The sequence below is a fragment of the Shewanella sp. BF02_Schw genome (assembly GCF_014596695.2).
GTDB lineage: Bacteria > Pseudomonadota > Gammaproteobacteria > Enterobacterales > Shewanellaceae > Shewanella.
The window spans coordinates 360985-384805 of the sequence record NZ_JABKAW020000002.1 but is presented as its reverse complement, the minus strand read 5'-3'; the positions used below and the strand labels follow the sequence as shown (position 1 = coordinate 384805).

17 protein-coding genes are annotated in these 23821 nt (G+C 42.1%); 8 read left to right on the top strand and 9 right to left on the bottom strand.

Annotation, left to right across the window (positions count from 1 at the left end):
* Window positions 1-2: 2 nt before the first annotated feature.
* Window positions 3-986 (top strand): MDR family oxidoreductase, encoded by a 984-nt coding sequence (locus HNW13_RS10090; RefSeq protein ID WP_192115601.1) that lies wholly within the window; start codon window positions 3-5, stop codon window positions 984-986.
* A gap of 223 nt (window positions 987-1209) precedes the next feature.
* Here the strand turns inward: HNW13_RS10090 and HNW13_RS10085 are convergent, their stop codons facing one another.
* From HNW13_RS10085 to HNW13_RS10075, 3 genes are read right to left on the bottom strand one after another with little or no spacing between them, the layout of a single operon-like run.
* The gene (locus tag HNW13_RS10085; RefSeq protein ID WP_192115603.1) at window positions 1210-3255 is read right to left on the bottom strand and encodes an EAL domain-containing protein; all 2046 of its coding nucleotides are present in this window, start codon (window positions 3253-3255) and stop codon (window positions 1210-1212) included.
* 4 nt (window positions 3256-3259) lie between these two features.
* Window positions 3260-3745, bottom strand: coding sequence for a YfiR family protein (locus HNW13_RS10080; RefSeq protein WP_243756235.1), 486 nt, complete (start codon window positions 3743-3745; stop codon window positions 3260-3262).
* A 53-nt stretch (window positions 3746-3798) separates the two neighbouring features.
* Window positions 3799-5862: a TonB-dependent receptor gene (locus tag HNW13_RS10075; protein ID WP_192115605.1), complete on the bottom strand. Its 2064-nt coding sequence runs from the start codon at window positions 5860-5862 to the stop codon at window positions 3799-3801.
* A gap of 319 nt (window positions 5863-6181) precedes the next feature.
* Between HNW13_RS10075 and HNW13_RS10070 the strand changes: the two genes are divergently transcribed.
* The 3 genes from HNW13_RS10070 to HNW13_RS10060 all read left to right on the top strand — a co-directional run bounded on the left by HNW13_RS10070 (window position 6182) and on the right by HNW13_RS10060 (window position 12064).
* The gene (locus HNW13_RS10070) at window positions 6182-6697 is read left to right on the top strand and encodes a VF530 family DNA-binding protein (RefSeq protein ID WP_011636249.1); all 516 of its coding nucleotides are present in this window, start codon (window positions 6182-6184) and stop codon (window positions 6695-6697) included.
* Window positions 6698-7353: 656 nt separating this feature from the next.
* Window positions 7354-9936 carry an acylase gene (locus HNW13_RS10065; RefSeq protein ID WP_192115607.1) on the top strand — a complete coding sequence of 861 codons (2583 nt, stop codon included), beginning with the start codon at window positions 7354-7356 and terminating at the stop codon, window positions 9934-9936.
* Window positions 9937-10594: 658 nt separating this feature from the next.
* Complete coding sequence (locus HNW13_RS10060; protein ID WP_162022395.1) at window positions 10595-12064, top strand: carbon starvation protein A; 1470 nt, start codon at window positions 10595-10597, stop codon at window positions 12062-12064.
* Window positions 12065-12143: 79 nt separating this feature from the next.
* Here the strand turns inward: HNW13_RS10060 and HNW13_RS10055 are convergent, their stop codons facing one another.
* Window positions 12144-13358: a 4Fe-4S binding protein gene (locus HNW13_RS10055; protein ID WP_101085971.1), complete on the bottom strand. Its 1215-nt coding sequence runs from the start codon at window positions 13356-13358 to the stop codon at window positions 12144-12146.
* Window positions 13359-13603: 245 nt separating this feature from the next.
* Between HNW13_RS10055 and HNW13_RS10050 the strand changes: the two genes are divergently transcribed.
* Together HNW13_RS10050 and HNW13_RS10045 are read left to right on the top strand one after the other, a co-directional pair.
* Window positions 13604-14623, top strand: coding sequence for a DUF2817 domain-containing protein (locus HNW13_RS10050; protein ID WP_192115609.1), 1020 nt, complete (start codon window positions 13604-13606; stop codon window positions 14621-14623).
* Window positions 14624-14636: 13 nt separating this feature from the next.
* Window positions 14637-15431 carry an alpha/beta hydrolase gene (locus HNW13_RS10045; protein ID WP_192115611.1) on the top strand — a complete coding sequence of 265 codons (795 nt, stop codon included), beginning with the start codon at window positions 14637-14639 and terminating at the stop codon, window positions 15429-15431.
* 175 nt (window positions 15432-15606) lie between these two features.
* Here HNW13_RS10045 and HNW13_RS10040 read toward each other — a convergent pair whose 3' ends face one another.
* Genes HNW13_RS10040 through HNW13_RS10025 form a run of 4 tightly spaced genes read right to left on the bottom strand, consistent with a single transcriptional unit; the run spans window position 15607 to window position 19777 of the window.
* Window positions 15607-16506 carry a LysR family transcriptional regulator gene (locus HNW13_RS10040; RefSeq protein WP_192115614.1) on the bottom strand — a complete coding sequence of 300 codons (900 nt, stop codon included), beginning with the start codon at window positions 16504-16506 and terminating at the stop codon, window positions 15607-15609.
* A gap of 28 nt (window positions 16507-16534) precedes the next feature.
* The gene (locus tag HNW13_RS10035) at window positions 16535-18121 is read right to left on the bottom strand and encodes a cryptochrome/photolyase family protein (protein ID WP_192115616.1); all 1587 of its coding nucleotides are present in this window, start codon (window positions 18119-18121) and stop codon (window positions 16535-16537) included.
* An 11-nt stretch (window positions 18122-18132) separates the two neighbouring features.
* Window positions 18133-18273, bottom strand: a complete 141-nt coding sequence (locus HNW13_RS10030) for a DUF2256 domain-containing protein (protein ID WP_192115618.1) — start codon at window positions 18271-18273, stop codon at window positions 18133-18135.
* Complete coding sequence (locus HNW13_RS10025) at window positions 18263-19777, bottom strand: deoxyribodipyrimidine photo-lyase (protein WP_192115620.1); 1515 nt, start codon at window positions 19775-19777, stop codon at window positions 18263-18265. Before HNW13_RS10025 ends, HNW13_RS10030 begins: the two co-directional genes overlap by 11 nt.
* 203 nt (window positions 19778-19980) lie before the next feature.
* Here HNW13_RS10025 and HNW13_RS10020 point away from each other — a divergent pair, with 203 nt between their 5' ends.
* Both HNW13_RS10020 and HNW13_RS10015 read left to right on the top strand, forming a co-directional pair.
* Window positions 19981-20619 carry an NAD(P)-dependent oxidoreductase gene (locus tag HNW13_RS10020; RefSeq protein ID WP_192115622.1) on the top strand — a complete coding sequence of 213 codons (639 nt, stop codon included), beginning with the start codon at window positions 19981-19983 and terminating at the stop codon, window positions 20617-20619.
* Between the two features lie 764 nt (window positions 20620-21383).
* Window positions 21384-22145, top strand: coding sequence for a DUF4238 domain-containing protein (locus HNW13_RS10015; RefSeq protein ID WP_192115625.1), 762 nt, complete (start codon window positions 21384-21386; stop codon window positions 22143-22145).
* A gap of 597 nt (window positions 22146-22742) precedes the next feature.
* On the opposite strand, the gene HNW13_RS10010 is transcribed toward HNW13_RS10015, so the two are convergent.
* Window positions 22743-23645 (bottom strand): LysR substrate-binding domain-containing protein, encoded by a 903-nt coding sequence (locus HNW13_RS10010; RefSeq protein WP_192115627.1) that lies wholly within the window; start codon window positions 23643-23645, stop codon window positions 22743-22745.
* Between the last annotated feature and the right edge of the window lie 176 nt (window positions 23646-23821).

Below are 23821 nucleotides of genomic sequence, written 5' to 3'. Positions count from 1 at the left end.
AAATGTTTAATGGCATGTTGATCGAAAAAGACGACCAAGGTTACCGCACCACAGTAAAAAGTATCGATGAAAACGTGTTACCTGAAGGTGATGTAACGGTAAAAGTGCTCTATAGCACGCTTAATTACAAAGATGCGCTCGCGATTACCGGTAAAGCACCTGTAGTGAGAACTTTCCCTATGGTGCCAGGCATTGACTTAGTAGGCATTGTGGAACATAGCGATAATGATAAATTTGCCACAGGTGATACAGTATTATTGAATGGTTTTGGGGTGGGTGAAACCCATTGTGGTGGCTTGGCTGCAAAAGCGCGTTTAAAAAGTGAATGGCTTATTCCATTACCAAAAGCATTTTCACCGCAACAAGCTATGGCGATTGGCACTGCAGGTTATACCGCAATGTTATGTGTGATGGCTCTTGAGAAAAATGGCGTAACGCCAGACAAAGGTGAGGTGCTAGTTACTGGTGCTAATGGCGGAGTCGGCAGTTTTGCTATCGCTATTTTAGCCAAGTTAGGCTATCACGTCGTCGCCTCGACTGGCCGAATGGATGAAAGTGACTACCTAAGAAAGTTAGGTGCCAAAGACATTATCGATCGCGCAACATTGTCAGAAGCTGGTCGTCCATTGGCTAAAGAGCGTTGGGCTGGTGCTGTTGATTCTGTCGGCAGCCATACCTTAGCCAATGTGTGTGCTAGTACCAAGTATGGCGGAACGGTTGCTGCTTGTGGTTTGGCACAGGGAATGGATTTTCCTGCCAGCGTAGCGCCATTTATTTTACGTTGCGTGACCCTAGCGGGCGTCGACAGTGTAATGCGACCTTTAGCTGACCGTATTGAGGCATGGCAACGTCTAGGCGAAATCTTGGATGTTGGTGTGTTCGATGACATTGTTCATGAAATCAGCTTGACTGAAGCGATTGATGTGGCAAGTGATTTGTTAGCTGGTAAGGTTCGTGGCCGTGTGGTTGTTGATGTAAATCGTTAATGAATTAATTTGGATAGTTTTTAGTTGGATAATGTTGTCGGCCTGTGTAGCAGGTCGATGAATTTGTTAGCTTTTTTACCGCTCCCTCTTACTTTCATGACAGCAAACTGTTATGAAAATATTCTACCGCTACAAGTGTTTGTGAATGCCTTAATTCGAAGGTTTAACGCCAATATCAAAGACTCAACATACTATTTTTACATGACGATGTATGAGTTTTTTATTACTCTGCGGCAAGTGGGAACGGTAAGATATAACGGTCAATAAAATGTTGTGTTGGCATAGGTCTGGCAAATAAATAACCTTGTAAGTAATCGCATGACAGTTGTTGAAGTAACTGGTGTTGTCCTTCAGTTTCAACACCCTCGGCTACGACTTTAACTTTCAAATGATGTGCCATGGTGATAATAGCTCGTACCAACGCAATGCTACTTTCATTGGTTTCCATGTGCTGAATAAACGATCGGTCAATTTTTAGAATATCAATATCGAGTCGTTGCAAATAGGCTAATGATGAATACCCGACTCCAAAATCATCAATGGCGATATCAATACCATAATTATTGAGTCGTAGCATTTGCTGTTGAATGGGAGAGTCTGGGTCCATCAAGGTGTTTTCTGTCACTTCGATAATCATGGTATCGCGAGGTAAATTGAATTTATTACACGCTAATATCCATTCATCGACCCACAAACCCTCCTGATCAATTTGCAACGGTGAGGTGTTGACGCTCACTTGCATTTTGTTGCCCGACAATTGATAAAAATGAGCAGCATCTTCAATCGCTTGGTCTCTTACCCAGTTACCAATGTCTTCTATTAAACCATTTTGTTCAGCCACCGGAATAAATTCATTTGGACCAATAAGGCCGCGCTGTGGATGATTCCAACGGATGAGCGCTTCTGCCTTGGTAGCATTAACGCCAGATTGGTCAAAAATGGGTTGGTAAAACAATACAAATTGACCGAGTTTAAGTGCTATGCGAATTTCTTCGATAAGACGACGTTTCTCAATTGCTTGTTCTTCGATAGCATGAGAGAAAAATTCATATCGATTACGCCCTTTGCTTTTAGACAAGTACATGGCTTGATCAGCATGTTTGACTAACGCTTCAACATTTTGACCATCGGCAGGGTAGAAAGTAAGCCCGATGCTACCTGTCACGTTGACTTGCACTTCTTTAATGCTAATACATTGCATCAGGCTATTTTTCACTTTTTCAGCAATTGTTGCAGCGTGTTCTAAGTCACTCACATCTTCAAGAATTAAGGTGAACTCGTCTCCGCCTAGACGCGCAACCGTATCATGATCTCGAACACATCCACGTAAACGTTTAGCCACTTGATGCAGTAACAGATCACCATATTCATGGCCTAAGGAATCGTTGATCTCTTTAAAGCCATCGAGATCGATAAAAATTAACGCAAAAAACATGTCATCTGTATCAATAAGCGACTGCAGTTTTTCATAGAAAAAACGTCGATTGGGTAGCAGGGTTAAGCCATCTTGATAAGCATATTCGTGCAATTGAATATTGGCATTCTCTAGTTCTCTAGTACGCAGTTGTACTTCACTTTCAAGCGAGCTTTCACGCTGTTCAATATTATCTAACATACTATTAAAACAGGTGGTTAACTGACCGATTTCATCTTCAGACTGTACTTGAGCACGCAAGCTGTAATCTTGTGACACGGTGATTTTTTGCGAAATTTTAGCGAGATATAACATTGGACTTAAAAATTTACGACGTAAGAATAATGAGAGAAAAAAACTGGCACAAAGAGATGATAATAGTAATAGCACAATAAATTGGCCGTAAAATGTAATTCTATCAGTGATAATGCTGTCATCTACTGATATGTGTAAATCACCATATTGTTGGTTGTCGAGTGTCAATGGTGTCATCACTTGAGTGATGTCATTAAGGTCGTCATCAATCTGGGTCATAGAAGGGCGCTTTGATAATGCCTGAGCTAACACAACACCTTCAACATTAGTGACGCTGACAGATAATACATCTGATCTTAACAAGATAGGATTAATCAGTTCTTGAATGGCGTCTTGATCATCAAATAATAAGGCCGCAGTGATATTGGGCGACAACATTTGCGACAAGCTGTGTAGGCTTTCAACTTGTTCTCTTTTAGCGGAAGACAGCTCGAAGGCGCTGAATATTGATGTCACAGTGAGTGTCGAAATGAGGGCAACGCTCATTAAAATGAATTGCAATTTTTTACTGATAGTATTTAGCACGAAAAATTGTTTCATAGCATTAATTATTCACTACTCGACCTAGGCGTAATACTTTTGAACTCATTGTTATCCCCGATAATTTTAATTTTTCGGGTGAGACTTCAAAACGAATTTTACCACCGGATAAAAAGAAACGAATATGCCCACCTTGCTCTATAAAGTTGTCTGTTTCACCAACGATCATGACATCAGCAAGATGTTTATTATCCAATTGTTGCCAAGATTCAAGGGTGTCGGTTGTGATAAACAAGATATTACATTGTTCTAAGTTTTTTTCTGTGAGACTCACTTCGACATTTTCTATTGGTAAATTATTGACTTTACGACCATTGAGGATTGAGCGCGAGACACTAATAAAGCTAGTATCAGGGCTGCACAGTGTAAAAGAGCTGGCTGTATTTGTGTGATGACTCCATTCGCCGTAACGGGCAAAGTTAAATAAAAAACCAGCTTTAAGTGCATACTCTTTTTCGTCAGCAATCGCGCCTTGGCTTATAGTAAGCAAAAGCGTTATAAATGATCCAAACAGAATACGTTTAATAGTTAACATTAAGTCAGTTAGAATTTCGCCGTAATTTTAAAAGTGACACTTTCGTCTATATAATTTGATCGTGTATACGTTTCACTATCATTGCCATACTCAAGATGTGAACCTGCAAACAGGTTTTTACCCATAATGGCGAATGCCCAGTTAGGGTGAAAAGCCCAATTCCAAGTTAAATCGAGTGCGGTATAATTTTCTGTTTGGTAGGCATCACTATTTTCAACTCTGAGTGAGGCAAAAATATTATGCTGTTCAAAAAAATGTATATCAGCTTTAGTAAACAGTTGACGACTGGTTGAGTCAAAGCCAATCGCTGGGAACGTGTTGTCTGCTAAGTCGTAATTAAAGGTGTTATAGCTGTAACCTACCTCGGCAGTAAAGTTGTCAGACGGTTGCCATGACAACACCACATCACCACCTTCAGTGGTCAGCCCTGCATTAGAGACTAAGTCAAAATTAATCGATGTTGTCGTCAATGCTTGTACTGCGGCATCAATCTGTCCAGCCTGTAACAATGCAAACACGGGGAGGAACTGATCGATATTCGGATCGATTTGGATCACAGCTACATCATCGGTATCAGTATGATAAACCGATAGGTCAAGTGCCCATGTGGTATCAGATAAACGATAGCCCATTTCATAAGATACAGATTTTTCTGACTTTACGTTGTCATTACCATTGAGGTAAGTGCGGATATAATAACGATCAATCTCGGGTATTCCGGTGGTGATAGGCGATACTTCTTCGACTCTTTGTCCATCGATAAGAAAGTTGTCGTTAAATTCAAGTAAAGAGGGAACCCGAACACTTTTTGATACAGAGGCCCACAAGACTTGATTATTTAGTGGTTTCCATACCAGCCTTGCTAGTGGTTGGTTTTCCCAACCAGTCAAATCGTTATGATCAACTTTGACACCCACAATTAAGTCTAATGTGTCCGCAATCACGTTATATTGAGCCTGCGCTAATCCACCATATTGATGTAGGCTTTCAAAACCTCCATCGCTTTGCACAAAGGTACTGTCTGCAAAAGAAATAGAATTGTAACGGTAGTTTAGCCCCCAATCGAACTGTAAGTCTTGGTGCAGGAAATTCATCTGATAATCAACATCAAAAGATTCAAAATTTTCTTGTAAATGGGTTTGGCTACCACTTTGTTTTAACCAAGATGTTTGCAGCATTTGGTTAGCTTTGGGTGAAATACGATTTTCCAACCTCGCCATGACTCGAACATCGGTACGATCTAAGCTGTCAGTAAATGAGATATTACGGTTGCTTTCATCCACGACGCCGCGAAAATTTTGGCCTAATGTAGATTGAGTCATGTCACCTTGAATAAGTCCTGACCATTGATCGTTTGGGGTAAAGTCAAACCGGGTGCCTACAGATTGTTGCTCTGAAAAGTCAGCCGGCTCCATTTCAATCCCTTTGTCAGACTTCTGGCCATCTTTAACGTGGCTATATATTCTGAAACTGCCATTATTACCAATATCGCCACCATAACGAAGGTTGGTATCGACATTAAGCTGGCTACCACTGCTGACATCAGCATATAGGCCCCGAGTATCAATGCTGTTTTTAGTAATGATATTAATGACGCCATTAGTGGCATTGCTGCCCCACAGTAACCCACCTTGACCGCGGATAATTTCGATACGTTCTATATCGTATAACGGTACGTTTAGGGTTTCCCAATACACGGCGGCAAATTTAGGGGTATACAAACTTTGACCGTCTACCATAACGAGTAATTTGCTTGAAAATCGCGATGCAACACCACGAGAAGAAATTGCCCATTGATTATTATCAAGTTGTCTAACGGCTAATCCAGGTACCATTTTCAGGGCTTCTGGAACAGAAGTCACGCCTGAACGAGTGATTTGTTCTTTGGTTAATACGTATATAGATGAAGCGGTTTCAAAGGCTGATTGGGTTCTTTTCATCGCCGAAGTCACTTGTACATCCATCGCCATCAGCGAGTCTAAATCTAAATCGAGATTGTTTAAGATTTCTTCTGCTATGACATGAGGCGAAATTAAAATAAATAAGTACAAGCATTTTGGTGATAACTTCAAACCAATGTCCTCGATAATCTTTGATGATGGTCAACTATAATGGAACTATTTTAACACACGCTATTAACTAAATATCAGTGCATCCCTTTCAATATACGGATTAATTTACCTTCTGTTAACGACTAAGTCGTTATTTTTTGGTTCACATCTGTGAGTATCGTCATAAATAAATCAGAAAACGATGTTAACCGCCATACTAGAGGTAATGAGTTTTAGTTAACTCATTACCTCTCGTGTGAAATATGCATAAAGACGATGGGGCATTTTAACGGTAAACTATACACATTATAGAGACAGCTTTTTGAGGTCATGAGATAGCATGGTAGAACTGCAGCAAAATAATCCACTTCACGGTTTAAAATCAGAAACGATGATATCTGAGTTAGTGGCATTTTATGATTGGAAAATTCTCTACGCAGCTTTGCGTTTAGAGTGCTTCAATACCAACCCTAATATGGACGCTTGTGTTAAGTTCCTAAAAAAGACGGAATGGGCGAGAGAGCGTGTTGAAAATTTTTATTTGTACCGTTTCAAGCGTATGCCAAAAGGTAACTCTGCACAATTTGAATTAAAACCTCGTGAACGTGGTTTTGCTGACGGTATTTTACCGCGTAAGCCGCAGCCTTTAACGGTTGAGTTAGTTGCCGAAATGAAAGCCAAAGCAACGGCTGATTATGAACAAATGAAACATAATCAAAGTCGTTCATATGCTTCTTCGTCATCACCTTCATATTCCTCATCGAGTCGTTCAAATGACAGCGATGCAGCGACACAGCGTAGTAATCAAAATAAGCCGCAGCCTACATTTGATCCAAACAATCCGTGGAATAAATAACCACTAGACTGATCTCATGTCAAAGGACGCTATAAAAGGGAAAAGCCTAGATGCTAGGACGCTGCGCTGCTAGATGCTATACAGGCCAAAAGCCTAGATGCTAGGACGCTACGCTGCTAGATGCTATACAATCTTAGCAGCGAAGCGATACTCGCAGGACGCAGTCCGCCCTAGCAGCGAAGCGATACTCGCAGGACGCAGTCCGCCCTAGCAGCGAAGCGATACTCGCAGGACGCAGTCCGCCTTAGCAGCGAAGCGATACTCGTAGGACGCAGTCCGCCTTAGCAGCGAAGCGATACTCGCAGGACGCAGTTCGCCCTAGCAGCGAAGCGATACTCGAAGGACGCAGTCCGCCCTAACAAATATCTAAAGACGTCGCTATTTTATAATCGTTTATTATTCAGGACTGAGGTTAGCTGAATAAGGTTAATTGTTTTTGTTAAGCACGTTTTGGCTATTTTTATCAAGATGTAGACACACGAGAGAATGATTGCTTAAATAGTAATGCATGTCTTTGTTGTATTTAACAACAGCGCATTCGTTTCAAGGTAACTGGGATTACTTTGGCGGTGCTGTTAGCTTAAATTGAGGCATAAAGGATTAAGTACCTCATCCATTTTGCTGCTTAGCATTGGGATACAACAAGGATAATAATAATGAAACTGAATAAAATTTTGCTCGCTATCGGCATGGCTTCTAGCGTTGCGATAGTAGGTTGCGGTGATGACACCCAATACGGTAAAACCCCTCAACCAGATCCAGAACCCGAAGTCGTTACTCCTCTATTACAAGCCTTTGCCCCTAATGGCAGCTTAAAAGTCCAAATTCGCCGAACTCAATATGGTGTACCACACATTACCGCCGACAATTTAGAGAGTCTTGGTTTCGGTAATGGTTATGCCCAAGCACAAGATAATTTATGTGTAATTGCAGATGGCTTTATTAAAGCCAATTCTGAACGGTCGATGTATTTTGGTCCCCATGCTTCGATTGACTTTACTACCGGCCTTCCAACCAGTGAAGATAACGGGAACTTAATTTCTGACTTTGCCTACAAAGCATTGAAAATCAGGCAGCTTGCTGAAAACCAATACCCACAGTTTAGTTATAATTCGCGTGCATTAATGGAGGGTTTCAGTGCGGGTTATAATCAATATCTTGCCGATGTAGAAGCTGGAACTCAAACAGGCGAGCCATTTTGTGCTGGTCAACCGTGGGTTAAACCTATTAGCGGTGTCGATGTAGCAAGCTATCTATTTTCCATCGCGCTATTACCTGGGGCGGCAAACTTTTTAGATTTAATTTTTTACGCCAACCCTGGCGATGCTCAAGAGTATTTACCGCGAATTATTGGGCCTGCACCATCCACTGCACAAACCGCGTTTGTGCAGGATATGAACAACAAATTAATAGCACGGTCTGCAACCATTACCACACCGGAAACTAATCCGCGAAATTTGGGTTCTAATGGTTGGGGTTTAGGTAAGGATAAAACTGAAAATGGTAAAGGTATGGTATTGGGTAATCCACATTTTCCGCATACCGGTAATTTACGCTTTTGGCAGTCGCATTTGACCATACCAGGACAAATGGATGTGATGGGCGGCTCGTTGGTTGGTATGCCTGGATTGGTTAACATTGGTTTTAACAAAGATGTTGCTTGGACGCATACCTTTTCAACCGCAGAACATTTTGTAATGTATAACCTTGAGTTAGTTGCCGGTGATAGATTGCAATATATGTACGATAATTCGCCGATGCCAATCACCAAAGAAACGGTTTCGGTATTAGTTAATGCAGGCCCCGCTGGCATGTTGGTGGCGGAGAAGGATATTTACACTACAGCCAAAGGTCCGATGGTTGAAGCACCACCGGCATTAGCACCATTTGGATGGGACGATGGCCAGGCTTTCTTTATTCAAGATGCCAACATGGCCAATAAAGATCCGCTCGATCATTGGTTAGCCATGAATCTTGCATCCAATAAAGATGAGTTTCAACAAGCGTTTAAAAATTATGATGGGGTTATTTTTAATAACACCATGTATGCGGATAAAGAAGGTAATGCGTTTTATATTGACGACTCAACCGTACCGGGATTTTCTGACTTAGTGGTCGATATTATTAAGACGACCCCAGCGATACAAGCGGCGAGAGCTCAAGCTGGATTTACTATTTTACCCGGTAATACCTCGGTATTTAGTTATGACTCGCCAATGCCTTACGACCGTGCACCTAAGCTTGAACGTACTGACTTTGTGCAAAACTCCAACAACTCCTTTTGGTCAACTAACTTAGCGGCACCGCTCGAAAACTACTCTCCTTTATACGGTCCAGAGCGAGGCCAATTATCGTTACGTACTCGTATGGGCTTAACCTTAATGGATGACGCCGCGGGTGATGACGGTAAATTTACTATTGAGGAGCTAGAGGCGGCTTTATTATCCAATCGGGCTTATCTTGCTGAATTGGTGTTACCCGACTTAATCAGCCAGTGCGAGCAACAAGGGTCTACGCCGGTGATGGTTAGCGCAACATTGTCTAAAGATGTCTCGGCATCATGTGCCGCGCTAAAATCGTGGAACGGTAAACAAGATAACGACAGTAAAGGTGGGGCGTTACTTCGTGAGTTTGCCCATCAGTTCAATCAAAACACCATGCTAACCGAAGCATTTGATTATATGAGTGCAGCAACTACGCCCAATAAGCTCAATACTGACGGCAGTGCATTAGTGGCTTTAGCTCATGCAGCTTTGAATCTTGAAGCGGCAGGTTTTGCGGTTGATGTTGCGTTGGGGGATGTGCAGTTTGTTGAAAAGTCACTTGATGATGGCTCTGCATCTGGGGTGAAGTTACCTTGGCCTGGTAGTCATAATGCGGAAGGTGGCTTTAACGTATTCTCGACCAGTTTATCGGGCGATGACACCTTAATACCTCAACATAAATATAGCCCTGTTATGGATGTTGTTTCTGGTAATGCTACAGCATCAGGATTAACTTCTGAAGGTTACCAAGTGCGTTATGGTTCAAGTTGGATGATGACCGTGAGCTTTACTGATGACGGTCCTAAGGCAAAGGGTATTTTGACTTATTCAGAATCTAGCAATGTGTTGAGTCCAAGTTTTTCCGATCAAAGTGAATTGTATTCCTCGGCAAAACAATTACGTCCATTGCTATTTACTGAGGCAGAAATCCAAGCATCAGTTGAATCTAGCATCGAGCTAACGCTGCAAAAATAGACTAACGGTTTATTCTGTATGAGTGAATAAAACTAAAACCTCACTGATATTTATCGGTGAGGTTTTATCATTTTATAGACGAATAGACGAATAGACGAATAGACGAATAGACGAATAGACGAATAGACGAATAGACGAATAGACGAATAGACGAATAGACGAATAGACGAATAGACGAATAGACGAATAGACGAATAGACGAATAAACAGATGAACCAGTAAGCGGATGTTTGGGTTGTTCACATGATGATTCAATCGTGTTTGTTACCTCAATTTCAGGCTACTTAACTTCCCACCTATAAAGATGTGTTTGAGGTGATATATTGGTGATGGTGTAATTATCTTAGGTGTTACAAAGGGTAATTAACCATTTTTAGTATATAGGGATGTGTAAGTTTACAAGCCACAGGTGAGTTAAAAGTGATTATGTTTGAATTTTTTTGATGTGTGGATATGGGTAATTAAATAGCTAATTATAAGGAAGTTGGGGTAAGCCATTAACAGGGTTATAGTTTATCGCTAAAGTGAGTATATGTGCACGGAAAGTAACTGGTAGCAATCCCTACTTTGGTATAACACCCGGTTGCTTGACCTAGAAAGCTAACTGAAACAAACTCGACATTGAATATATTCCTATAAATAATTGGATGACAATAATATGCTGATTTTCCTCATTTGTATCGGGCTACTATTGCTCGGGTACAAGTTTTACAGCCCGTTCGTTGAGCGACAAGCAGGTATTGACCCTAAAGTTAAAACCCCTCAAGAACGATTTAATGATGGCGTTGACTATGTACCCGTTCATCCGGTTAAAGCGTTCTTAATTCAATTTCTTAATATCGCCGGTGTCGGACCGATATTTGGGCCAATTTTAGGTGCATTATATGGCCCGATAGCACTGGTTTGGATTGTGATTGGTAATGTACTCGGTGGCGCAGTTCACGATTACTTCTCTGGTGTAATGAGTATAAAAGAAGACGGTAAAAGTTTACCTGAAATTGCTGGCCATTATTTCAATGTGTACTTTAAAGGTGCCATGTTGATATTTACTGCCATGCTACTCTTCTTCGTTGGTGTAGTATTTATCATGAGCCCAGCAGGGTTGTTAAGTAACTTAGATTATTTTAAAGACACTTTTTTGAGTAATAATACCTTTTGGGTATTACTGATTTTGGGTTATTACTTTCTCGCGACGTTGTTACCAATCGATAAAATCATTACCAAACTGTATCCAGCATTTGGTTTATTAATGATTGTGATGACAACCTCTATTGCTGTTGCATTGCTAATCCATGCGCCGCAACTACCGACTATTGACAGTATCTTTGCTTATTTTGATCATAGCCATTATAACAATGACTTATTAGAGCCGAACCCAAGTGGGCTACCTGTATGGCCATTATTGTTTGTCACTATTACCTGTGGCGCAATCAGTGGATTCCATTCAACTCAAGCACCGATTATGGCGCGTTGTTTAACTAACGAAAAATACATTCGTCCAGTTTACTATGGTGCCATGGTAGCAGAAGGTGTAGTGGCATGTGTGTGGGCTACTGCAGGTATCGCAGCTTTCCCTGGTGGTTATATCGAACTTAAGAGTGTTCTCGATATAGGCGGTCCTGGTATGGTTGTTAACCAAGTGGCGACCACTTACCTAGGTGTAGCAGGTGGTGTTATGGCGATTATCGCGGTTGCGGTTTTCCCTATTACCTCTGGTGACACTGCGTTTAGAGCATTACGTTTAACTATTATCGATGCGTTTAAAATTCCGCAAAGTGTCAGAAACCGTTTACTGGTTGCCATTCCGATTCTGATTATTGCTTATTTTATGACTAAGATTGACTTCACCCTAATCTGGCGTTATTTCGCATTCTCAAATATGTTACTGTCAACTAGCGTATTGTGGCTTGCGACTAAGTATTTGTTTGATCGTGGTACCTTCCATTGGATTGTCAGCATTCCAGCGATTATTGGTACTTGTGTGACTGTGTCGTACATCATGACCGCAGGTATTGGTTTTGGTTTGCCGCAACAGCTGAGCCAGCCAGTGGGTATTGTTGTAGGTGTAATATGTCTTATTGCGCTGATTATTGCGCACAATAAACGCAAAGTGATTACTACTCAGTAAGTTAATGATTGTGGTAATTGTTAATTAATAGAAGGGCTGCATTGTGCAGCCCTTTTTGTTGCCCATTTGAAAATGTAAATTAATGACCAATGCGGTCCAGTTTCTGAATCAGTTCTATTTTTATATCGTTAGGTGTTTGACTGTGCCAGTAGCCACTTACGTAAGCAAACAGCGGTAACATAAACATTATAGTCAGTAACACAATGAGTAACCCTCTGGCAGAAAGCGGAATGCCATTACGAGTGCTAAATTGCAACGCCTGTTTTTTAGGGCAAGCAGATACACAACGCATGCAAGCTTGGCATTCGTCTGAGTGGATATTTTTTTGAGTATGCACCGATATATTGGCAGGACAAGCACGGGTGCACTTATCACAACTCATGCCTTTAGTTTCAATTAAACAATGCTGAGTATTACGGCGAATTTTAAACGGACTTAGAAAACTTACAATACCTAGCAATGCGCCATAAGGGCAAATGTAACGGCAAAAACCTTGGCGACGCCATGCTGCTAAGGCAAAGATCATTCCAAAACCGATTAAGGCAACCATTGACGGCATCATAAAAAATACTGCCATTTTTAAGTCAGCCACTTTGTGGTAATTACCTGATAGGTAGTGTGGAATGCTTGCCGATGGCATAGAAATAACCAAATAAAGCAGTGCCGCTAATAATAGGTATTTAACCATTCTGAGTGGCCAGTCTACCCACGCAGGCGGTAATAACTCTGCGTGAATAACACGTTTTCTCAGTTTATAAAGATACTCACCGGCTAATCCTAACGGACAAGCCCAACCACAAAATGCTCGTTTACACACTACACCAGTGATCAATACGACACATAACATCACTACCGCAGCAGGGTGGTTTTGATCCCACAGTCCGAGAGTTAAAATAGCTTTGAGCTCTATGCCGCCCGCAATAGGCAAAAATGCATCACCGACATCCGGTCTCATTAACCAGGGGGTTTCTCCGGCATACAATAATCCTGCATTGATGGCATATTGCACGCCAACCAATAACATCGAAAGGGCAAAGAAATGTTGGCAAATCTCACGTACAGCATTGGGTCTGCCTTCTGCATTGGCAAACGCAGGTTGATATTGCCCTATTGCGGTAACAACTAATACCGCGCCCAACAATATAAGTAAAAGTGGCCAGAAAAAGCTAGCAAGAGTCGCGCCGAGCAATAATGCCCCGCTGACCAATGCGCCCCATTTTTTGCCACCCCAATACAGTAAGCTGGTGCTATATACCAAGGCTAGCATTAAAGTGATTGATTCAATTGTACTCATAGAGGATGCCTACAGTGTTTTATTTTCTATCAATAATGATAAAAGTTCTGCTTAAGGGCTAATGTGAGAGGAGTCACCAAAGCCAATAATTGATTTCTAAATATATGATCTACATTGATTTGTTTACTTTATGTAAACATTGTTAATCAGTGTGTGAACTAAGTGTTTTCACTCTGTTGTCATGAACTTGTCTTAATTACTGGTTACCTTATTAAGATCATTTTTGTGACCGTAAAAAGTGGCTAATGGCTAAGTTTTCTTTTGAGCATTCTTTCGAGATCGACACCTTAAAGCGCTTAATTGCCCAGCATCAGCATCAATTTAGGCATAAGTCCCTGGCGAATTTATATTATCGTGGTGAAAAATTATCGGTAACCGCCATTGAGCTTGGGCAACAACAGCAACCTTGCCCTACGGTGTTATTTGTAGGTGGGGTGCATGGTGTGGAGCGTATTGGTGCACAAGTGGTGTTGGCCTTTTTAGACAGCTTACTCAATCGACTACCTTGGGATACTCATTTACAGCAATTACTCAAACACGTGCGTCTAGCTTTTGTACCTGTGGTGAATCCTGTAGGCTTTTTGCGTGGCAGCCGAGGCAATGGCAACAATGTTGATTTAATGCGTAATGCACCGATTGATTCAGACGAAGACGTGACCTTTCTTGTTGGTGGTCAGCGACTCTCGCCGCGCTTGCCTTGGTACCGTGGTCAAAATGGTATGGAGCTAGAAACCCAAGCATTAGTAAACTATGTGCAACAATTACAGCAACAAAGTAGCAGTGTTATTGCCTTAGATGCTCATTCTGGTTTTGGTTTGCTAGACCATCTGTGGTTTCCTCATGCGCATACTCGGCAACCGTTTGCAGGCATAGGTTATATTTATCATTTAATGCAATTATTCGAAAAAGGTTACCCTCACCACGGCCATTATCGGTTAGCGCCACAAAGTCATTTTTATCGGACTCATGGCGATATTTGGGATTACTTAGTGGCTAGTAATATCAGCGAAAAACCGTTTATTCCATTAACGTTAGAAATGGGCTCGTGGGCCTGGGTGCGTAAAAATCCACGTCAACTATTTAATTTCCCCGGCTATTTTAATCCGCAGAAAACACATCGACATCAACGTATTTTAAGGCGTCACGTGGTATTAATGCAGTTCATTATCGATGCAGCTTATGCACAAATTATTGAACAAATAAAGCCTAAACAGCTGACGCAGTTGACTCAACAAGCGAATCGCTTCTGGACTAAAAAAAGCTAAGTGAGGATAAACGATGACCACCTTGGTTTTGCTTAGAGGATTAATGCGCGATAGCCGCCATTGGTATGGTTTTGATCAGCGTTTAGCTCAACAAGCGGTGAATGTTATTAGCGTCGATTTACCGGGTAACGGCCTGTTAGTTAATCAGTCTAGCCCTGGTGAAATGCAGGATTATTGTGATGCGGTGTGGCAACAAATCGATGACGCCTTGCTAAAACAGGGCATGCTACCAAGCCAAGTTAAGTTAGTATTGGTTGGGTTGTCTATGGGAGGAATGTTGGCCTTAACGATGGCGGCGCAGTGTCGCTCGCGAGTTCAGCATGTGGTGTTAATTAACAGCAGTGCGGCCAACTTGTCACCTTGGTATAAACGATTCCAATGCTTGGAGTTAATGAGGTCATTGGGGGCTGTGTTCACTCGGGCTTTACGCGCCAGCTTGTCGAACAGTATTGATACAGACAAAAGTCATTGGCTAGAGGCAACGGTATTAGATTTTACCAGCAGGCATTTTGGCCAGAGTATTGACGTGATTAATGCTTGGAGCATACTGAGATTGCAATGCCATACATCATTTATTAATGGGCTACGCCAATTGTACGCCTCAGCCCGTTTTCACTGTCCAGTATTGAATGACATACCGGTTAGCGTGATTGTCGCTAATCAAGACAAACTTGCCCATCCAAAATGTAGCGAACAGTTAGCGGTATTTTATCAAACACAATTACACAAAATAGACGACTGTGGTCACGATGCCAGCCTTGATCAACCACAACAATTACAACAATTATTACTGGATATTATTCGTTAGGGCCTATTCATTAGGGCCTATTCGTTAGAGCTTATTCAGTAGGACTTATCCATTAGGGCTTATAGAGTAGTGCTTCTTAAATAGAAAGTACTGAATCGAGAGTATTAAACAGAGAGTACTAAATTGAAAGTGCTAAATAGTGGCGATTAGTCATTCAATCACATAATCATTCACTTTAGCTTGCTTGCCATTTTTTAATGTCTTGCTGCCAAGCATTGGCGGTAAAGTCGATAAAGGCTCTGACGACGGTTTGCTGGTAGCTGCGCGACAAATAAACCGCCCACAACGTCTTACCCGGCGCAGTGGTGTTGGGCAGCACTTCAAGCAATTCACCTTGTTCAAGATAGTGATTAGCTAAATCGGTCGGCAAGCACACAATACCATTGCCGCGTAATGCCGCATTGATTAATACACCCATGTCATTGGCCTGTAAATTACCGCTCACATCAAGTAAACAGGTTCGAGACTCATCGATTATCTCCCAACTTGGTTGGCTCGAGTGGCGTAAACAGTTGTGTTGTAATAAGTCATTAGCTGACAATATGGTCGAATGTTTGGCGAGATAGTCAGGGGATGCGCAAACCACATTGTCGATATGCATTAAGCGTCTGGCGATTAAGCTTTCATCAGGCTGGTGGGTATAACGCAGCGCAATATCGACTCTGTCATTCACCAATTGCGAGACATTATCCGACAGTAACAGCTGAATATTAACCTGAGGATGTTGCTGGCAAAAAGCCTCAACTACGTCATACAGTTTGTGTTGCCCAAGTCCAATGGGCGAGGCGATACGAATACTGCCAACCAGTTCATTATTGTGGCTGTTGGCGCGACTTTCCATCGCCGTCACTTCACTTAAAATCCGTTGGCAGTAATTAAGCGCTTCTTCGCCCTGTAGGGTGAGGCTAACTCGGCGAGTCGTGCGATGTAATAATCGCAACGCTAACCATTGTTCAACTTCTTTGATATGGCGCGACACTTGTAAACGGCTTAAGCCAAGTTGCTCGGCCGCTTGGGTAAAGCTGCCACAACTGGCCACTTCAACAAAGCTGCGTATAGCAGATATTTTGTCCATAAAATCATCCTGTCGCGACAGCTAAAGGTTATAAGTTTTCTATATTTTCCAATAGGCTATCGGCTTTGTTAATAATGGCCTGTTGCGTGTGCACATCCATTTTTTGCCAGTTTTTATATACCATTGCCATGCGAGGGTTACGTTTAAATTGGTCTTGATGCCGCTGAATAAAATGCCAATATAAACTGTTGAATGGGCAGGCGTTATGTTCTGTCTTGAGTTTGACATTGTAATGGCAGCTTTTGCAATAGTCGCTCATTTTGTTCAAATAGTTACCGCTGGCGGCATAAGGTTTTGTGGCCACAATTCCGCCGTCAGCAAATTGAGTCATCCCGCGCGTATTGGGCATTTCGACCCATTCGATGGCATCAATGTAAATGCCTAAATACCAGTGGTCGACTTCATCTGGATTGATACCCGCGAGTAAACTAAAGCAGCCAGTCACCATCAATCTTTGAATATGGTGGGCATAGGCATAATCGAGCGACTGTTTTATGGCGTGGTGCATGCAATTCATCTTGGTGTTGGCGGTCCAAAAATACCCTGGCAGCGGCCGCTGTGCTTGTAAGGCATTTTTAGTGGCGTAGTTGGGCATATTGCACCAATAAATACCGCGGACATATTCACGCCAGCCAAGTATTTGCCTAACAAAACCTTCAACTTGAGCCAGTGAAATATCATGTTGATGCGCTTGCCAATGCGCGATGACTTTATTAATCACTTCACTGGGGGAAATAATTTTAGCGTTAAGCGCAAACGATAGCCTTGAATGATATAAGCTCCAATCCGCACGGCTATTTTCGGTCATCGCATCTTGGAAATGACCAAAGCGGATCAATAAGTGCTGGCAAAAATAGTCGAGTAACTCACGCGATTGGCGTCGATTCACTGGCCATAACAATTGGCTTTCTGCCTTGCCTATGGTGTTGATGTTATGGCGCTTAAGGCGGGCTAAAATATCACTGACATCGTTAGCAAATACCAAGGGCGCAGGAACATCAGCAAGGTCATTCTTTTTAAAGCTCGCACGGTTTTGCTGGTCAAAATTCCACTGGTCACCTAATGGTTCACCCTCTTGCATTAATACATTAAAGCGTTTGCGCATGCGTCGATAAAAAAACTCCATTTTCACATGTTTATTCGGTGTGAATTCGCGCTGAATATCGTCAAATGGCAGTAAGAAATGTTCTGTGTCATAGCTGTTTTTAGTCACCTTTGGCAGTGCGAGTTCACTCAATTGTTGCGCTAAGCGATATTCATCAGGCTGTTGATATTCAAATATCGTCAGTTGCTGGGTTGTGGTGATATTTTCAAGTAATGCAGGGAGATCTGCATAGTGCTGGGTGTCATCTAATGTTAGGTACATCACTTGATGACCACTCTTGGCTAAGGCCTGTGCAAATTGCGCCATAGAGGCAAAAAAGGCGCAGACCTTTTGCACATGATGAGTGACGTAGCTTGCTTCTTGTCCCAACTCGGCAATCAAATACACCACATTAGGATCGACTTGTTTAAACCAGGAGTGTGACGCATTAAGTTGATCGCCCAAGATGAGTCTCAATGTGCTGGTTTGCGGCAATAATGTTGGTGAAACATGGGTGTAAAGCGTCGTCATGGTGATTACCTTTATTCAGATTTATGTCGGCGACAGTGTTCAGAACAATATTTAACGTTGTCCCAATCTTTGGCCCATTTTTTACGCCATGCAAAAGGGCGTTGGCATACCAAACAGATTTTATGGGTTAAATGCGGTTTTTTATGTGTCATGGCGAGCCTTCTTCTGTTTGGGCTTTGGGCGTACATGACGGATTAATACCGCAGAAATATGCTGTTTAACTTGAGGTTGTTCGCGATACGACCATAAACGATCGCGGGCAGTTTGTGATGCTTGAGTTAAATCAATCATTGGCTCTGGATAGTCTCGACCTAAGATAATGTCGTTAAAAATCGCTTCCATAGGCGGTTGTTGCCAAGGTTGATGAATATACTCATTGGGTAAATTGGTGAGCTCTGGGCACCACAATCGAATAAACTCACCGCGTGGGTCTTGGTCCTGTGACTGCTTTACGGGGTTATATAACCTTATGGTGTTAATACCTGTGACCGAGGCTTGCATTTGCAGTTGCGGATAATGGATCCCGGGTTCGAAATCGAGAAAATAATTGGCTAGCGGTAAGCTGGCATGCTGCCAGGCAATATTGAGATGGTGAGTCACAAAGCTGACTAGCATGGCGCGCATTCTAAAGTTGATATAGCCGGTTTTTTTTAAACAACGCATACAGGCATCGATAATAGGGATCCCCGTTTGGCCGTCAGCCCAGCGTTGAATATCTTGCTGCACTTTGTCGTCGGTACGGTAGGGATAATCAACATACCCAGGGTTAACCGGGGTAAATTCCATGCTGCATTGGCTTTCAAATTTTTGCATAAAATGGCAATGCCAATGTAAACGAGACATCATCGCCAATAACGGTTTTCTCCACGCTTTATTGCTGGTTTGCACCTGGTTATAACGTGTTAATGTCGCTTGATATACCTGCTTTAGACTGATGTTTCCCCATGCTAAATAAGGCGATAAGCGTGAACAATGAGTCCGACTTAAGCTCGGGCTTGAAATGCTGCGTTGATAGTCTTTACCCCGAAGGGTTAAAAAACTGCTCAGTATTGTTCTGGCTGCTTTGGGGCCACCTATTTGAAACTGACCATGGTGTGTAATGATGGCATGATCAAGAGTCGGCTCTTGATAGTTATCGAGTTTTTGTAACTGACATTGTTGCCAGTTGGGGATGGCAATAGGGCTGTTCATTACTTGTTGCCAGTGCTGATCCCATGCCTGACGATTTTTTCGGCCGCGAACTACAGCTCCAGTAGGCGACTGCTGCCAATTAACTTGCTGTTGATTACACCAGCGAGCAACCGTTTTATCGCGTTCAAAGCTGTTGTGTAAACCTATCTCTTGATGACTATAAATATTCTTAATTTCAAATGTTTGGGATATCTCATCTAGTAAGTCAATCATCGGCATACTGAACATATACACCTGTCCGTTAAATCGGAGCAGTTGTTGATTCATATCTTGCAGCGACTGCCACACAAAGCGCCAATGGCGTTCATTATAATGCGAGTCAGCCAGCATAAATGGCTCAAAGGTGTAAATGAGCAAGCAGGGTAAATTGTGGTTAAACGCATCGACGAGCGGTTGATGATCAGACAAGCGCAAGTCGCGTTTAAACCAGACAATATTAATAGCTTGTTTGATTGTGTCGGGCATGGCGCCAAAATCTCATGATGAATGAGCCATTAGATACGCACTAGCCTGCGGTTTAGATTGCTTTTAAGGACACAATTACGTAATGATTTTACATCTTACTTTGTATCTTTAAATGAAACAATTAAGCGCAATTATCGATATTTATCTCTAAAAGATTACCCACTAAACTAGCTCCATTGATAATTAATAGAGCGAGACACAAAATGAAATTAGCAGTATTAGGCGCAACAGGTTGGATTGGTGGCACTATCATGCAACAAGCGATAAGCCGAGGCCATGAAGTGATTGCCGTAGTGCGCGACGCCAGCAAAGTCACTCAAGATGTGGCCGTACGTACGCTTGATTTAACCACGATGACAAGCGATGCCATCGCTAGCGCATTTGCCGATGTTGATGTTGTTATAGCGTCAATCGGTGGCCGCACCGCACAAAACCATCAAGTAGTTTCTCAAACCGCTAAGCAATTATTGCAACACTTGCCTAAAGCTGGCACGCCGCGTTTGTTATGGGTTGGCGGTGCAGGTAGCTTAGAAGTCGCACCAGGCGTGACGTTAGTGTCAACACCAGAGTTCCCTGAAGATTATAAAGCTGAAGCCATCGCCCAAGGTGAGGCACTAGCCGTGTTCCGTGATACAGATTCTGCTATCGAGTGGACTTATGTTAGCCCCGCAGCGATTATTTTCCCTGGTGAGTCAGAAGGCCCATACCGTATAGGCGGCAACGAATTTTTTACCGATGCACTAGGCCAAAGCCGAGTATCAGTAGTGGATTATGCCAAAGCCATGCTCGATGAAGCCGAAAATGCTCAGCATATTAATCAACGTATTAGCGTTGCTTACTAAGTGATATTGGGTGGGTGATTAATCGAAACAGGCCAAAATGGCCTGTTTTTTTTATGCTTTATCCGGTGCATAGTTGGTTATATCGATTAGGCAAACAATGGTTGAATTTGTATTAGGTCATAGCCGTTACTCGGTAAGATTTGAGTCTGTTTTAAAACGTTTTTGGCTAAAAGTGTATTTAAGATATGGCCTGCGGCCACTAACGTCGTGGCGCTTCGCCCACACCAGAGCAAATGGGTAAAGCGCTTGTACCCCTTTGCAAACCCTCAGCGTTCCGGCAACATGTTCTGAACAGCGAAAAGGTCGCGACGGAAATTAATCTAGCTTTTGGCCTCGTTTGAATCCTTCTTCGGTCCATCTTATAATAAGGAGTGAAAATGCTAACGTTTCCGATGGTACATCCTGTACCGCGAAAGCTAAGCTCACATCTGATAGGCAGGATGCCTGAATGCCTTGTAGCACATGGATGTGCGAGAAAGGCCATGTGAGCTTCACGCTATTTTCTTCAACGTCCTCAAGTTCAGAGTTGAATTTGTACATTTTTAAGTCAAAAATCAACTCGTTTTTTCACCAAAGTGTATCAGCTAGAGTTTAAGCCTGTTTTTGAACTCGCTAATTTGACTTACTTTTCCTCATACATATAACATCTAACGATGTGGGCAAATACGCTAATCCTCTACTCTGCCACTACAGAGCAACATCGAGTTGAAAAATACCGATGTAGCGATGATCTATAACAAAGCTTTATATGAATGAGGTAAGTTGTGAGTTCAATCAATCATCATTATGTCCCACAGTTGTATTTGCGAGGCTTTGCTACAGAATTAGGACGCATCCAAGTGTTTGATAAAAAACTAAATTCGTTCAAAAAAGATAAACAAACACCTCGCACAGTATTATTTGAAAAGCATAGAAATACGATCAACCTAAACGGTGTGCGTACTGATGCTTTGGAAAAAGCATATGGCACAATAGAAGCTCCACTCGGACAATTTTTTAACTTAGTCCGCAGAGGAATATCGGCTGATGAGTTGATCTCAGAAGAGGGAATATATTTACTTAAGGTCTTCATTGCATTTCAATTCTGGAGAATGCCTGTTTTAGATCCTATAGCTGAAAGCTATATCAAGAATTTGGACCTAACTAAATTTGAAAATCGAATTACATTCAATGGGGTTAATCTTGGCGAAGTTGAAGAAATAAAGTCAGCAATTCAAACAGATTCAGGTTTCAGACATTACTTTCGTAGTTTTATGCTACCACTCCTGACGTTTGATCTCAGAGTTCACGATAGCGATTATGAGTCATGGAAAGTTCATCATGTTTCGCCAGAGGATGGGGGATGGAATAACTTTTTAACGGGAGATAACCCGTTAATCTTTGAAGAAACGAGTGAAATGTTTGCTTTTAAATCTAAGTTTATTATGCCTTTGTCAAATAATCAGTTAATAACCTTTTCACCAACTATTAATCAGACAATGGATCTTGAACCACTCTTTACAACTTACTTGGCAATGGCTACATAAAAGCAGTGCCATCGGTATTTAGTAGGTACTAACAAAGATTATATCGAGCAAATAATATCGTTTATGGGCTCTAGTGTAGAGTCTACTGATTTGAGAGCGAAGCTATTTGAATACATATAACATAGGTTTGATGTTCCAAGATACTTTTTCTAATTTAGCACAAGTCGTTTAGAGCAATACCACTAAACGATCTCTGTCCACAAACGAGTTAGTAACGCTTGCAAAAGTCTAAATTTAACTCTGAACTTGAGGACGTTGAAGAAAATAGCGTGAGCCTGACAGGACGTCAGGCTAGCTTTCGCGGTACAGGATGTACCATCGGAAGCGTTAGCATTTTCGAATAAGGCTGAAGAACACTAAGACGAAGTTAAAAGCTGGATCAATTTCCGTCGCAATTTTTTCGCTGCTGTTGTTTGGTTAAAAAGCGAAAATGTTGCCGGAACGGCAGGGGTGATCCAAGAGGGGATTGCTGTTGATCCCCTTTTGGCCCGTGCAGGGTGGAACCTTGCGGTCTTAATTCAAACGAAGTTTGAAAAATAGGTATGGCGAAGCGTCACGACGTTAGTGGCCGAAGGCCATATTCAACCAAGAATCGCTTTATGAATTATCCCATTGATGACAAAACTCAATAAAGCTTTTCAACAGCGGGCTGTGATATTTATCTTTGTGGACCACCAACCAAAACGGTCGCTGCATATTGATATGATTCCCCTTAATTGGAGAATCAAGCTGAGTCACACGTCCATCGTTAATCGCATATTGTGCCGCCAAAGCAGATAAACACCCTAAGCCAAGTCCGGCGGCGACACTGTTAATTAATGCTTCAGTGGTATTCAGTTCAAACACTTCATGCCACGACTCTATTTGCGGCGCGATAGTGCGCAAAAAAAACTCTCTCGAGCCAGAACCTGCCTCACGTAATATCCATTCACTTTGTTCTAAATCATTAAACGTCCATTGTGCCTGCAGACTTATGGGTAAATGAGGCGCAGCGATAATACACATTTCATCATGGCTAAACTGACTGGCGATGAGTTCTGGGTGATGACTTTTACCCTCAATCAAGCCAATGTCTAACTCGTAATCCAGTAGTTTTTGGCAGATTAGACGTGAATTGGAAATCACCACGCTTTGTGAAAAATGTTGATGTTGCTGACGAAAATGGCTCAATAACCCGGGTACAACATGATTACCTAAGGTGTCACTGGCACCTATTTTCAATTGACCCGTAAAAGCGTGGTCTGCATCAAACAATTGACTGATATTATTTGCTCTACTAAGCAGCTCGTCGGCCAGTGGTAATAGCTTGTGTCCTTCTTGATTAAGCACCAAGCGATTATTGACCCGATCAAATAGCGGGTGACCCAGTTGTTTTTCGAGTTCAGCCAGTGCCATGCTCACCGCGGCTTTAGACAAATACAGCGCCTCGGCTGCAGCTGTTAAGGTTTTATGTTGGGTAACACTGGTAAACACGTTGAGCTGCTTTAATGAAATGTGCATAGCGCCGCTTAGTTTGATATAGAGTGAGTTTGAAATAGCATTAGTTTGATGGTTATAAAGTTAATGTGAACGGTTTTATCTTCATCGTTATTGTTATGATCGATATTTCGTTCATATTTTCTGAACGTATGTTTCATATAATTGGATATATATAAACAAAGTGCAAGCGTAATATA

Excerpts from the sequence above, each read along its gene's own strand:
- HNW13_RS10090 (WP_192115601.1), top strand. The coding sequence starts at position 3 with ATGTTTAATGGCATGTTGATCGAAAAAGACGACCAAGGTTACCGCACC.
- HNW13_RS10085 (WP_192115603.1), bottom strand. The coding sequence starts at position 3,255 with ATGAAACAATTTTTCGTGCTAAATACTATCAGTAAAAAATTGCAATTC.
- HNW13_RS10070 (WP_011636249.1), top strand. The coding sequence starts at position 6,182 with ATGGTAGAACTGCAGCAAAATAATCCACTTCACGGTTTAAAATCAGAA.
- HNW13_RS10065 (WP_192115607.1), top strand. The coding sequence starts at position 7,354 with ATGAAACTGAATAAAATTTTGCTCGCTATCGGCATGGCTTCTAGCGTT.
- HNW13_RS10060 (WP_162022395.1), top strand. The coding sequence starts at position 10,595 with ATGCTGATTTTCCTCATTTGTATCGGGCTACTATTGCTCGGGTACAAG.
- HNW13_RS10055 (WP_101085971.1), bottom strand. The coding sequence starts at position 13,358 with ATGAGTACAATTGAATCAATCACTTTAATGCTAGCCTTGGTATATAGC.
- HNW13_RS10050 (WP_192115609.1), top strand. The coding sequence starts at position 13,604 with ATGGCTAAGTTTTCTTTTGAGCATTCTTTCGAGATCGACACCTTAAAG.
- HNW13_RS10045 (WP_192115611.1), top strand. The coding sequence starts at position 14,637 with ATGACCACCTTGGTTTTGCTTAGAGGATTAATGCGCGATAGCCGCCAT.
- HNW13_RS10040 (WP_192115614.1), bottom strand. The coding sequence starts at position 16,506 with ATGGACAAAATATCTGCTATACGCAGCTTTGTTGAAGTGGCCAGTTGT.
- HNW13_RS10035 (WP_192115616.1), bottom strand. The coding sequence starts at position 18,121 with ATGACGACGCTTTACACCCATGTTTCACCAACATTATTGCCGCAAACC.
- HNW13_RS10030 (WP_192115618.1), bottom strand. The coding sequence starts at position 18,273 with ATGACACATAAAAAACCGCATTTAACCCATAAAATCTGTTTGGTATGC.
- HNW13_RS10025 (WP_192115620.1), bottom strand. The coding sequence starts at position 19,777 with ATGCCCGACACAATCAAACAAGCTATTAATATTGTCTGGTTTAAACGC.
- HNW13_RS10020 (WP_192115622.1), top strand. The coding sequence starts at position 19,981 with ATGAAATTAGCAGTATTAGGCGCAACAGGTTGGATTGGTGGCACTATC.
- HNW13_RS10010 (WP_192115627.1), bottom strand. The coding sequence starts at position 23,645 with ATGCACATTTCATTAAAGCAGCTCAACGTGTTTACCAGTGTTACCCAA.